The sequence below is a fragment of the Falsibacillus pallidus genome (assembly GCF_003350505.1).
Lineage (GTDB): Bacteria > Bacillota > Bacilli > Bacillales > DSM-25281 > Falsibacillus > Falsibacillus pallidus.
Window position 1 is genome coordinate 175,623 of the sequence record NZ_QQAY01000001.1, and the last position, 11,757, is coordinate 187,379.

At 45.1% G+C, this 11,757-nt stretch carries 10 protein-coding genes; all 10 read right to left on the bottom strand.

Annotated elements, in window-relative coordinates:
* Positions 1–46: 46 nt before the first annotated feature.
* Positions 47–676, bottom strand: a complete 630-nt coding sequence (gene pyrE, locus DFR59_RS00860; protein ID WP_114743736.1) for an orotate phosphoribosyltransferase — start codon at positions 674–676, stop codon at positions 47–49.
* Entirely contained in the window at positions 673–1,386 is a 714-nt protein-coding gene (gene pyrF, locus DFR59_RS00865) for an orotidine-5'-phosphate decarboxylase (RefSeq protein ID WP_281269334.1), read from the bottom strand. Before pyrF ends, pyrE begins: the two co-directional genes overlap by 4 nt.
* Positions 1,361–2,302, bottom strand: a complete 942-nt coding sequence (locus DFR59_RS00870) for a dihydroorotate dehydrogenase (RefSeq protein ID WP_114743738.1) — start codon at positions 2,300–2,302, stop codon at positions 1,361–1,363. The genes pyrF and DFR59_RS00870 overlap by 26 nt, the downstream gene beginning before the upstream one ends.
* Positions 2,299–3,078, bottom strand: coding sequence for a dihydroorotate dehydrogenase electron transfer subunit (locus tag DFR59_RS00875; RefSeq protein WP_114743739.1), 780 nt, complete (start codon positions 3,076–3,078; stop codon positions 2,299–2,301). The genes DFR59_RS00870 and DFR59_RS00875 overlap by 4 nt, the downstream gene beginning before the upstream one ends.
* A complete protein-coding gene (gene carB, locus DFR59_RS00880) occupies positions 3,075–6,287 on the bottom strand; it encodes a carbamoyl-phosphate synthase large subunit (RefSeq protein WP_114743740.1) in 3,213 nt (1,070 codons plus the stop codon). The genes DFR59_RS00875 and carB overlap by 4 nt, the downstream gene beginning before the upstream one ends.
* Positions 6,280–7,371, bottom strand: coding sequence for a carbamoyl phosphate synthase small subunit (locus DFR59_RS00885; RefSeq protein WP_114743741.1), 1,092 nt, complete (start codon positions 7,369–7,371; stop codon positions 6,280–6,282). Before DFR59_RS00885 ends, carB begins: the two co-directional genes overlap by 8 nt.
* Positions 7,368–8,657: a dihydroorotase gene (locus DFR59_RS00890; protein ID WP_114743742.1), complete on the bottom strand. Its 1,290-nt coding sequence runs from the start codon at positions 8,655–8,657 to the stop codon at positions 7,368–7,370. The genes DFR59_RS00885 and DFR59_RS00890 overlap by 4 nt, the downstream gene beginning before the upstream one ends.
* Complete coding sequence (locus DFR59_RS00895; protein ID WP_114743743.1) at positions 8,650–9,567, bottom strand: aspartate carbamoyltransferase catalytic subunit; 918 nt, start codon at positions 9,565–9,567, stop codon at positions 8,650–8,652. The genes DFR59_RS00890 and DFR59_RS00895 overlap by 8 nt, the downstream gene beginning before the upstream one ends.
* A gap of 169 nt (positions 9,568–9,736) precedes the next feature.
* A complete protein-coding gene (locus tag DFR59_RS00900; RefSeq protein WP_114743744.1) occupies positions 9,737–11,053 on the bottom strand; it encodes a solute carrier family 23 protein in 1,317 nt (438 codons plus the stop codon).
* Between the two features lie 154 nt (positions 11,054–11,207).
* Complete coding sequence (gene pyrR, locus DFR59_RS00905; RefSeq protein WP_114743745.1) at positions 11,208–11,750, bottom strand: bifunctional pyr operon transcriptional regulator/uracil phosphoribosyltransferase PyrR; 543 nt, start codon at positions 11,748–11,750, stop codon at positions 11,208–11,210.
* Positions 11,751–11,757 lie beyond the last annotated feature (7 nt).

Genomic DNA, 11,757 nt, shown 5'->3' on the forward strand with positions numbered 1-11,757 from the left:
ACAGCGGCCAAATAAATGGGACCGCTGTTTTCTATTTTATTAGATATTATAATGACGCACTCCATGCAGCAGGATCCTTTTTCCATTCATTCAATGTCCCCAGGTCATTTTCATCAATATTCCCCAGGTTTAAAGCTTCTTCCAGCAATGTGGAATAATCCGTCAATGATTGATGTTCAATTTCTTCTTTTTTTAATTCCTCGCGTCCCTTTGAAAGTTCGTATGTAAAGATTGAGACAACACCCACTACTTCACAGCCAGCTTCTCTAAGTGCGCGCACCGCTGTTATTACACTACCGCCTGTTGAAATAAGATCCTCAATAACAACCGCCTTCTGGCCCTTTTCAGCTTTCCCCTCGATTTGATTCCCTTTCCCATGCCCTTTTGCCTTTGAACGGACATAGCACATCGGAAGCTCAAGAATTTGGCTCACCCAGGCAGCGTGGGGAATACCTGCCGTTGCGGTTCCTGCAATTAAATCCGCCCCTGGATATTTGTCTTTAATGATCTGCGCCATACCCTTTGCAATCTCATTTCGCAATTTGGGATAAGACATTGTAAGGCGGTTGTCGCAGTATATCGGGGAACGCAAGCCTGATGACCACGTAAAAGGATTATCTGGTTTTAATGATACAGCATTTACTTTTAACAGCTGTTCTGCAAAGTATTCTTTCATGAATATACAGCCTCCCATTCGTTAGCAATCATTCGATACGTATTCAGTGGATGTTTTGACGCAGTGACCGCCCTCCCGGCTACAATCGCAGATGAACCGTGCATCCTTGCACCAAGCGGGGTCATGACTCTCTTTTGATCCTGAGCATTCATCCCTTTTAAACGGATTCCAGGGGTTACACAGATAAATGATTCATTTGTTGCTTTTTTGATCTTTTCGGCCTCGAATGCAGAACAGACTACGCCGTCAAGTCCTGCACAATGGGCTAATTTGGCATAATGAATCACTGACTCATCCAATGTCGCAGGAATCAGCTGCTCTGATTGCATTTGCTTTTCAGAAGTACTGGTCAACTGTGTGACAGCAATCAATTTCGGGACTACCCCTCCGGAGGGTGTTCCTGCAGCCAGCCCTTCCATGGCTGCTTCCATCATTTCACGGCCGCCTGCAGCATGTACATTGAGCATATCTACTCCAAGTCCAGCCAGCCCTTTCATTGCTTTTTTGACAGTATTGGGGATATCATGAAGCTTCAGATCCAAAAATAACTGATGGTCGCGTTCTTTAATAATTTCTATGATTTCTGCACCGGTTTGATAAAATAGTTCCATTCCGACTTTTACATATAAAGATTCCCCTTCAAAGATGTCGAGGAACTGAACAGCCTCTTTTTTTGTAGAAAAATCAAGCGCGATGATAGGTTTTTTGATCAACCTTCCCCCAGCTCCTTCCTGTCAATTCAGAAATATGATCCACCCCGATATCCTGGAGCAATCCAGGCAGCTCTTCAATGATTCCAGGGCATGCGAAAGGATCCACAAAATTGGCGGTCCCTACAGCTACTGCACTTGCTCCGGCATAGAAGAATTCAATCACATCTTCCGCACTTTGTATTCCTCCCATGCCGATGATCGGCACATTTACATGCTGGCTGACTTCATAAATCATCCGGATCGCCACCGGTTTGATTGCAGGACCGGATAATCCGCCTGTTTTATTGGCTAATATCGGTTTAGCGGTCTTAAGGTCCATCCTCATGCCGATGAGGGTGTTGATCATCGTAAGTCCATCTGCTCCGCCATCTTCCACTGCCTTTGCCATCTCTACGATGTTGGCTACGTTTGGGGAGAGTTTGACGTATACAGGGACAGATGAAACTTCCTTTACTTTCTTTGTTAATTCCTTTGCAATTGAGGGATCCGTCCCGAATGCTATACCGCCTGTCTTTACATTGGGACAGGAAATATTCAATTCCAGCGCTTTTACATTCGGTGAGGTTGAAACCTCCCGGGCCACGTTGACATAGTCTTCCATCATCGATCCTGCCACATTTGCGATGATCGGCACGTCAAATTGATCCAGCCATGGAAGTTCCTCGTTCATGACTTTTTGAAGACCGGGATTCTGGAGCCCAATCGCATTAAGCATTCCGGCATCCGTCTCTGCCACTCTGGGCGTGGGATTCCCGAATCTCGGCTCAGTCGTGACAGCTTTGATCATGATTGCCCCAAGCTGGTTCAAATCATAAAGCTGGCTGAACTCACGGCCAAATCCGAAGCACCCGGATGCCGGCATGATAGGATTTTTAAGCTGCATTCCTGGCAATTCGATTGACAAACCGTTCATAGCACAACCTCCCCTACTGGAAATACTGGTCCATCACTGCAAACCTTTCTATATTCCGTCCCTGATTCATCGCCTTGTACAGGGCAGACACAGGCAAAGCAAGCCCCTATTCCACAGCCCATCCGCTGTTCAAGGGAAAGGTATGCTTCGATATCGCTGAACCTTTGTTCAAGCGCTCTAAGCATAGGGATGGGTCCGCAAGCATAAAGGACATCGAATTCACCATCCATATCATCTATTATCGATGTGACAAATCCTTTTGTTCCTAAAGATCCGTCTACAGTCGCTGCATAGGCATGGCCGAGACTTGCAAACTCCTCCATATAGAAGGAAGATGATTCCGTTTGAAAACCAAGTACATGCACGACTTCCATCTTGTTTTCTACTAATCTTTTTGATAGTTCATAAAGTGGAGGCACCCCGATTCCGCCTCCCACAAGGAGAGCCCTTTTTCCTTTGTGATGGGGGAGGATGGGAAATCCATTCCCAAGAGGGCCCAGCACATCCACTGAGTCCCCTTCATTTTTTTGTGCAAGCCGCTTTGTACCTTTTCCTTCTGTCCTGTAAATCATTGTAAATGCATTGTTTTTTTTATCGATGCTGGATATACTGATCGGTCTTCTCAACAATGGATCGATTCCTTCTTCTGCCTTCACATGCACAAATTGTCCGGGGTTATCCATTTCGGAAACCAATTCCCCATGCAAGATCATTTCATAAATATTTTCAGCGATCATCTTTTGGGAAACGACCGTCATTTTTTCTTTTCGGATCATACGTACATCACCTTTTCGCCGGCATATGACTGCTGCATGGGTTCTGCTGAAAATGTCATGGATTCTATCACTCTTAAAATTGCTTCTGCTGTATCAAGAGAAGTCATACATGGAACACCGTTTTCAACAGACTCCCTTCTGATCCTGAATCCGTCCCGCTGCGGCTGCTTTCCTTTTGTCAAAGTATTGATGACAAGCTGCGCTTTTCCATTTCGAATGACATCGAGAAGGTTATGGTTCTCAGCATCTACTTTATCCACCACTGTCACAGGAAGTGATGCTTTTTGCAGATAATCTGCCGTTCCGCTTGTGGCAATAAGCTGATAGCCGATATTGACAAATCGTTTTGCCAATTCAAGTGCTTCTTCCTTATCTTTATCGGCAATGGTCATCAGTACTGCACCGTGGTCCTTCATTTTCAAACCGGCAGCTACGAGGCCCTTGTACAGAGCTTTTTCCAATGTAAGGTCTTTCCCCATAACTTCTCCTGTTGATTTCATCTCTGGTCCGAGTGTGATATCGACCCTTCTAAGCTTCGCAAAAGAGAATACCGGTACTTTAACATAGACACCTTTACTTTCAGGAACCAAACCTGTTTCAAACCCAAGAGAATTCAATGATTCTCCTAATATCGCTTTTGTTGCAAGATTAGCCATCTTCACATTGGTGATCTTGCTTAAGAATGGTACAGTCCTGCTCGACCGTGGATTTACTTCCAACACATATAATTCGCCTTTTGAGATAACGTATTGGATATTCAGGAGCCCAATGATTTTCAATCCTTTTGCCAGCCTCACCGTAAAGTCAGCAATCTTCTCTTTCATTCCTTCATCAAGCTGCTGAGGAGGATAGACGGCTATTGAATCGCCCGAGTGTACGCCGGCCCGCTCGATATGTTCCATGATCCCCGGAATTACAACCGTTTCCCCATCTGAGATGGCATCCACTTCTATTTCTTTTCCGATCAAGTATCGGTCTATTAAAACGGGATGTTCAGGATTCACCTTGACTGCGTTTTTCATGTAATGGAGGAGTTCTTTTTCTTCATAGACGATTTCCATCGCTCTTCCTCCAAGAACATAGGACGGCCTGACAAGGACAGGGTAGCCGATCTCACAGGCGATGGCTGCTGCTTCTTCAACAGAGAAAGCTGTTTTTCCAAGCGGCTGCGGAATCCCCAGCTGAGAAAGGGTCTGTTCGAATTTATCCCTGTTTTCTGCCCTGTCGATGTCCTCAAGCGAAGTGCCCAGTATCTTGACACCTCTTTTGATTAAACCATCAGCCAGGTTGATGGCTGTTTGCCCTCCGAATTGGACGACAACCCCTTCAGGCTGCTCTTGATCGATGACATGCATGACATCTTCAATGGTCAACGGCTCAAAATAAAGTTTGTCAGATATGCTGAAATCCGTTGATACAGTTTCGGGGTTATTGTTGATGATGATCGCTTCATAGCCTGCTTCTCTGATTGCCCAGACTGAATGGACAGTTGCATAGTCGAACTCTACACCCTGGCCGATGCGTATCGGACCAGACCCAAGAACGACAATTTTTTTTCTGTCTGTGACAAGCGATTCATTTTCTTCTTCATACGTTCCATAATAGTACGGCGTTTCCGATTCAAATTCCGCTGCACAAGTATCGACCATTTTATAGACAGGCAGGATGCTTTCTTTTTTTCTCCATTCATAGACGTCAAGTTCGGAGCAATCCCAAAGCTTTGCCAGGATATAATCTGAGAATCCCATTTTTTTAGCTTCGATTGCCACTTCTTTATTTCTGCGGTTCTCGCTTACCTTTTTCTCTAATTGAATGATCTTGTTGAATTTATGGAGGAAGAAAAGATCGATTTTACTCCAGTCGTGAATTTGATGGATTGTTATGCCTCTTCTCAGAGCCTCACCGATATAGAATAATCGTTCGTCTCCTGCTTTTCTGATTCTTTTTTCGATAAGCTCATCTGTTGCACCCAACGGATTCGGAAGTTCAAGATGATTGACCCCGCTTTCCAAGGACCGGATCGCTTTCAGGATGGATTCTTCAAAGTTTCTGCCGATTGCCATGACTTCGCCTGTTGCTTTCATCTGAGTTCCCAGGTTTCGTTTAGCTGATTCAAATTTATCGAACGGCCATCTAGGGATTTTGGATACGACATAATCCAATGCCGGTTCAAAAGAAGCGTATGTTTTCCCTGTGACAGGGTTTATCATTTCATCCAGTGAAAGCCCTACAGCAATTTTGGCTGCCAGCTTCGCGATCGGATAGCCTGTCGCTTTTGAAGCAAGCGCAGATGAACGGCTGACTCGCGGATTGACCTCGATGATATAGTAGTCAAAACTATCCGGATCAAGGGCCAGCTGAACGTTGCATCCCCCTTCAATGCCAAGGGCGCGGATGATCTTCAGTGAAGTGTTGCGAAGCATTTGATATTCCCTGTCGCTTAATGTCTGACTCGGTGCCACTACGATGGAATCACCTGTGTGGATACCGACGGGATCGATGTTTTCCATATTGCAGACAACGATGGCGTGGTCATTCGAGTCTCTCATAACCTCGTATTCTATCTCTTTAAATCCAGCGATGCTCTTTTCGAGAAGGCATTGGGAGACGGGGCTGTTTTTCAGGCCGCTTGATACAATTTCAATCAAATCCTCTTCTGTTTCACAAATCCCCCCGCCTGTACCGCCTAATGTAAATGCCGGTCGGACGATGACAGGATACCCGATTCTTTCTACAAATGTATAAGCTTCTGCCAGGGAGTGAATGATTTCACTTTCCGGGACAGGTTCATTCAGTTCATTCATCAGTCTGCGGAATAAATCCCGGTCTTCCGCTTGTTGGATCGCATCCAACTTCGTTCCGAGAATCTCCACTCCACATTCTTCAAGAACACCGGAGTCCGCTAATTCAACTGCCATGTTCAATCCTGTCTGGCCGCCTAGAGTCGGTAGAAGTGCATCCGGTCTTTCTTTGCGGATGATCCTGCTGACAAATTCAAGCGTAAGCGGTTCAATATAGACTGCATCAGCAATTTCTGTATCTGTCATGATGGTGGCAGGATTGGAGTTTACGAGCACTACCCGGTACCCCTCTTCTTTTAAAGCCAGGCAGGCCTGTGTGCCTGCATAGTCAAATTCTGCTGCTTGCCCAATGATAATCGGACCGGATCCTATCACTAATATGCTCTTAATATCTTGGCGTTTAGGCATGTTGAATCTCCTCTCTCTTGTTGATCTCAATCATATCCATGAATTGGTCGAATAAATAATTGGCATCATCCGGCCCTGGAGAAGCTTCAGGATGGTATTGAACGGTGAATGCCGGATAATTTTCATGTTTCAATCCTTCTACAGATCCATCATTGATGGCTAGGTGTGTGACTTTCAACGGCGTAGTCAAGAGGGAATCCTCTTTCACAGAGTATCCATGATTTTGAGATGTAATGGCCACTTTCCCTGTTTCAAGATCTTTTACTGGGTGATTAGAGCCCCTATGGCCGAATTTCATTTTGAAAGTATCTCCTCCGCAAGCGAGTGCAAAGAGCTGGTGCCCCAGGCAGATGCCGAACATCGGGATCTTCCCGAGAATTTCCTTGATCATCTCGATGCCTTCCTGTACATCTTTTGGATCCCCTGGTCCATTCGAAAGCATGATGCCATCCGGGCTGAGTGACAGAATATCCTTCGCAGGCGTATTGTATGGGACAACCACTACATCACAATCCCTCTTATTTAATTCCCTTAAAATTCCCTGCTTCATTCCAAAGTCGACCAAAACAATCCTTTTACCCCTGCCTGGACTCCTGTATGAACTTTTTACAGAGACCTGTTTCACTTGATCATTAGGTAGTCCGGTCATTTTCAGTTTCTCGACGACTTCTTCCACTGAAACCTCCATATTGCAAATGATGCCCTTCAATGTCCCGTATTTCCTGATGATTCTCGTTAATTTCCTTGTATCAATACCGGTTATTCCCGGGATGTCCTTTAGTTTGAGATACTCATCGATGCTCATTTCGCTCCGCCAGTTCGATGGAAAATCTGCAGCCTCTCTTACAATGAAACCTTTGACAGAAGGTTGAACGGATTCAAAATCGTCCCGGTTTACTCCATAATTTCCGATCAGGGGATATGTCAAGGCAACAATCTGCCCGCAGTAGGAGGGATCAGTCAATATTTCCTGATAGCCTGTCATTCCTGTATTAAATACAACCTCACCAGTGGAGTCCTTTTCACTTCCAAATGCCTCTCCTACCATCACTGTTCCATCTTCTAAGATTAGTTGTCTTTTCATGCGTTGACTCTCCCTTCATTCCATACTAAATTTCCATTAAAAAACGTTGCTGTCGGCCAGCCTTTGCAGACCCATTCTGCAAATGGCGTATTTTTACCCTTTGATTGGAATTCCTCCGGATTAATCCTTGCTTCTTTATCCAGATCCAGCACAACAATATCAGCAGGCAGACCAATCTCCATTTTCCCAAATGAAAGGTTGAATGCCTCTGCCGGCTTCTTTGTCATCCAATCTATCAACTGAACCAAAGTGCATTTTCCTTTTTTAACCAGGTTGGTGTAAAGTAGAGGAAAAGCAGTTTCAAGTCCGACAATTCCGAAAGGCGCAAGTCTCATTCCTTCTGATTTTTCCTCATCTGTATGTGGAGCATGGTCGGTTGCGATGAAATCAATCGTTCCATCCATCAATCCTTCAATCAGTGCATCTTGATCCTCTTTGCTCCTTAGCGGCGGGTTCATCTTGAACATTGCATCATCCCCTGGAATATCTTCCTCATTCAAGAGAAGATGATGCGGGGTCACTTCAGCTGTCACCCGGATTCCGGCTTTTTTTGCATCCCTCACGACACGTACAGATTCTTTTGTCGAGATATGGCAGACATGGTAGTGGCACCCCGCAGCTTCTGCAAGTAGAACATCCCTTGCAATATGGACCGATTCACATATAGAAGGAATGCCTGGGATTCCACTCTCCCTTGAAAATTTCCCATCATGCACGGCACCGCCATAGATCAATGAGTTATCTTCACAGTGCGCCACGACAGCCTTGCCAATTTCAGCTGCTTTCTTCATCGCTTCGAACATTTGTCCGGCTGTCTGGACGCCTACTCCATCATCTGTAAATGCAAATGCCCCTTCTCGCTTGAGCGCTTCAAAATCCGTCAAGTTCCGTCCCAGCTGCCTTTCCGTTATGGCTGCATACGGAAGGACTCTTACATGGGCTTTCTCCTCGATCCGCTCCATCAGCTGCTTCATTGTTTCAGGACTGTCAGGCACCGGCCTTGTATTTGGCATTGCGGCAATCGTTGTGAATCCTCCCTTTGCTGCTGCGAGGGTTCCTGTTTCTATCGTTTCTTTCTTTTCTCCACCCGGTTCCCGCAAATGAACATGCAGGTCGACAAATCCCGGAGAAAGGAGCTGGCCATTTGCATCCCATTCTTTTTCTCCATTATTCAAAAGCTCAGAACCGATTTCCGCAATCAATCCGTTTTGGATCCTAATATCTGTTTTTTCAAAAGTCCCATCAATTGTTAATAGCTCACCGTTTCTAATAATTAAATCAGACATATTCCCCACTCCTTCGTTTGGTTTCTTCCAAAGCCCTCTTCAATACAGCCATCCGGATATAGACGCCATTTTCCATCTGTTTAAAGATTCTCGACCGTTCGCATTCAACAAGTGAAGTATCGATTTCCACCCCTCGATTAACCGGTGCTGGATGAAGGATGATACTTTCTTCTTTCATTTTTTTCTCGCGGTCGATCGTAAGTCCGAATTCTTTGTGATATCTGGCGGCATCTGTACTTGCAGGCGATCCATGTCGTTCATGCTGGATGCGCAGAAGCATCATCACATCCGTTTCTTTCACAGCTTCATCGATTTCAACCAATCTTCCGGCTTTGAAATAATCTTCTTCAAACCATTCCTTCGGTCCAGAGAATGTGACTTCAGCCCCCAATTTTTTTAGAGCTGCAGCATTTGATCTTGCTACACGGCTATGGCGGATATCTCCTGCAATGGTGACTTTGATTCCTTCAAACTTCCCAAATTCCTGCCAAATCGTGTATAGATCCAACAAACACTGTGTAGGGTGCTGTCGGCATCCATCCCCGCCATTAATGATTGGGATATGTACATTTTCTAACAGTTCTTCATAAAAGTGATCTTTTCCGTGGCGGATGACAAGGCAGTCAACACCGATGGCTTCCAATGTTTTCGCTGTATCGTAAAGCGTTTCTCCTTTTTGGATGCTTGATTGATCCGCATCGAAAGGAATCACATCCAGGCCAAGCTTCCTCTCCGCCATTTCAAAGCTGCATTTCGTTCGTGTACTTGCTTCAAAAAAGAGATTGGCAGCAAATGCCTTTCTCTCAGGTTCCCAATTTTCTCCCCTTGAGAATTGTTGCGCCTGGTGAAGAATTTCCATTATATCCACTGTACTAAGGTCCTCCATCGAACATAAGTGACGGTTCTTCATGCTTTCGCTCCTCTCCCTTTATAAAAAAACACCCTCATTTTAAGATGAGGGTGTTTTGAGATGCATTTGAACAGGCCAGCGTGAGGGAATCATCTCCCTATTTTTCCTCGCTGAATGCTATCTCTTACACCCTTAAAAGTCTCTCTGTACTTTTTTAAAAGGTGGTCTATTATGCTACATGTTCATCTATTGTTCCGTCAGAAGAATGACCTTCTTTTTCAAACATGCTTTCATCCATTTTTTCTCTCCCCGGAAGAATCAGGTTTAGCAATACTCCTGCAATGGCAGCAAGAGCCATTCCCTGGATCTGGACCCCTTTGATGTCGATCATTGCTCCTCCGATTCCAATGACAAGGATGACGGATGAGATGACCAGGTTCCTTTTATCTCCAAAGTCGATTTTACTGTCTACAAGCATCCTGAGCCCGGAGGATGCGATGATTCCGAAAAGCAGGATGGATACTCCGCCCATTACCGGTGTAGGGATTGTGCTGATCAATGCTGTCACTTTTCCGATGAATCCAAACACGATTGCCAAAACGGCTGCGCCTCCAATGACATACACGCTGTATACCCGTGTAATGGCCAGTACACCGATGTTTTCGCCGTACGTAGTTTTTGGCGGTCCTCCGATCAGCGCTGAAATGATTGTCGACATGCCATCACCCAGGATTGAACGGTGAAGACCAGGGTCTTTGATTAAATCTTTTCCGATAACTTTACTTAATACAAGCTGATGTCCGATATGTTCGGATAGGGTGACGATTGCTACAGGAATCATCAGCCAGACGATATTCATTGTCAGATGAACTTTATAATCGATGAAGGGAAAAATGAAGTCCGGTTTTTCAAAAATATGCGCTTTTACTACTGGTGAGAAATCTACGATTCCTACAATCGCCGCATAACTGTATCCGACGATGATTCCGATCAAGATTGGGATCAGGCTGAATATTTTCTTAGCATATATGGAGCATATGATGGTTGCCGCCAGTGTGACAAGTGCTACAGAGAAGTGAAGCATGCTGTATTTTCCATCAGGTCCATTCATCGCCATTCCTACTGCTGTATTGGCGAGTGCCAATCCTATGACAATGATTACAGGACCTACCACGATCGGTGGAAGCAGATTCATGATCCACTTGTACCCGGCTTTGCTGATGATGAGTGCAACGATGGCGTAGACGATTCCTGCCATGAAAGTTCCAATCATGGCTGCACCAGGACCGCCGCTTGCTTTAGCAGCAATGATAGGTGCGATAAAGGCGAAGGATGACCCCAGGTACGCTGGTACTTTCCCTTTTGTAATGATGATGAAGGCCAATGTTCCAAGTCCGCTTGAAATCAAAGCGATTGCAGGGCTTAGCCCGACAAGATATGGTACCAGGATCGTTGCACCGAACATAGCGAATAGGTGCTGCAGACTTAATGTGATCCATTGCATCGGTGTCGGTTTTTCATTTATATCCAGTATTGGTTTTGACATGATTATTTCCACCTTTCATTTTGCAAAATAAAAACCCTTTTTGCTTTGAGGTGCAAAAAGGGTTGTCTGCATGCAGATATACATCTGGCATGATGCTGTGCAGAGTGAATCCCTTTTTCAGCCTCTCTGGACTAAAATTAAAAGGAAAAGATTATTATTTTTCGTATATGGTCACTTGATCAGAATCATCTGATTCAAGCAGTTCTACCACGATTTTTTCAGAGCTTGACGTGGGGATGTTTTTTCCTACATAATCAGCCCGGATCGGCAGTTCCCTGTGTCCTCTGTCTACAAGGACAGCCAGTTGAATCTGCGACGGCCTTCCAAGATCCATGATGGCATCCAATGCTGCCCTCACCGTTCTCCCCGTATAAAGGACATCGTCGACGAGAATGACTTTTTTCTCGCTGATGTTAACCGGGATATCCGTCCCTTTTACTTCGGGTTCCTGACTCTCTGTTTTAGTGGTTAGATCATCTCTATAAAGAGTGATATCCAGTTCACCGACAGCCAATTTTTCGCCCTCGATTTCTTCTATCCTTTTGGCCAATCGTTCAGCCAGGAAAATCCCCCTTGTCTTAATGCCGACAAGTACACATTCATGAACACCTTTATTCCGTTCAATAATTTCATGTGCCACCCTCGTCAGCGCTCTTCTGATGGCCTGCTGGTCTAATACTAGCGCCTTTTGAGTCAAGTCAATC